Here is a 1,013-nt window from a genome sequence, read left to right on the forward strand (position 1 = left end):
TCCACAGGGTGAGCCGCGCTCCGGCCCGACGAGGCTATGAAGGAGCCCCCCATGAACGCCACCTCTCCCATCCGCAAGATCTACCAGGGCATCGCCGACCGCCGGCAGATGTTCCGTCTGTTCGACCGCCATGCACAGCGTCCCAATCGCTTCGCGGATGACGCCGGCGCTCTTTACGGAAACGAATGGTTCGAGCTTGACCAGTCCGGACACGACTACATGCTGGAAATCCTGCCGCCGCTCTGGATGCGCGCCGACATGTTCGCGCTCAGCGAATTCCTCACCGGCAGCGTCACCAGCGTGTTTTTCCGGCTCAGCATCGATGGCCGCGTCCGCTACTTCCACAGCTATTGCGATCTCTGCGACAAGGGTTCGCCCGAGCGCATGCGGGCCGCGATCGTGGAGCGCAAGTCCTGGCCGGTCAAGGCGATCACGCATGAGGAGCGCCTCGAGCATATCTGGTCGAACACGCATGACGACTATCGCGGTTATGCCGGCGAGGACTGGCTGCCCGAGTTGCGCGGCAAGCGCACTCTGCTCGTCTATGACCGCGGGCGCACCGTGCTCAAGCTGCTCCACGATCTGAGCGACGCGGAGATCGCCGCCAAGCTGCCCGTGCATCTCAGGCACTTGCCCCTCGACGTCGCGGCGTGAGGTGGGGACGATGTTTACATTTCCGATCGTGGCGGTCCGCAAGGTGATCGACCAGGGCATTGCCGAGGCGGCGGCCAACGGCGGGTTTCGCAACCCCTATTACGGCACAAGACCCGGCGAGGGCGAGAAGCCCGGCGTCTGGTTGGTTGGCGACCAGGGCGTCTACATCATGTCCAACGGCAAGCTCGCCGAGGGCGCCCACGCCCTCGTCGTCTATTCGGAGCAATGCCACCCGGACGGCAATCCCGACTGGTGGGACTACAAGCGCCGGCATTTCGGGGGCGACGACGGCATCGAGTTCATCGAGGCCGAGCGGCTTGTCCCGCTCTTTGACCGCCATCGGCGCGCAACACATCTCA

General features: G+C 64.5%; 2 protein-coding genes. Both read left to right on the forward strand.

Annotated elements, in window-relative coordinates:
• The first annotated feature begins 51 nt into the window (after positions 1–51).
• A complete protein-coding gene (locus tag EN780_RS35055) occupies positions 52–654 on the forward strand; it encodes a DUF1419 domain-containing protein (protein ID WP_128276528.1) in 603 nt (200 codons plus the stop codon).
• A 10-nt stretch (positions 655–664) separates the two neighbouring features.
• Positions 665–1,013: DUF3085 domain-containing protein (locus EN780_RS35060; RefSeq protein ID WP_133372900.1), on the forward strand; the 349-nt coding region annotated here is incomplete at its 3' end.

Origin of the sequence: Mesorhizobium sp. M4B.F.Ca.ET.089.01.1.1, from assembly GCF_004022605.1 — a bacterium.
In the GTDB taxonomy this organism is placed as follows: Bacteria; Pseudomonadota; Alphaproteobacteria; order Rhizobiales; family Rhizobiaceae; genus Mesorhizobium; species Mesorhizobium abyssinicae.

What these genes read in the sequence shown, in the direction of transcription:
- EN780_RS35055 (WP_128276528.1), top strand. Translation starts at nt 52, where the DNA reads ATGAACGCCACCTCTCCCATCCGCAAGATCTACCAGGGCATCGCCGAC.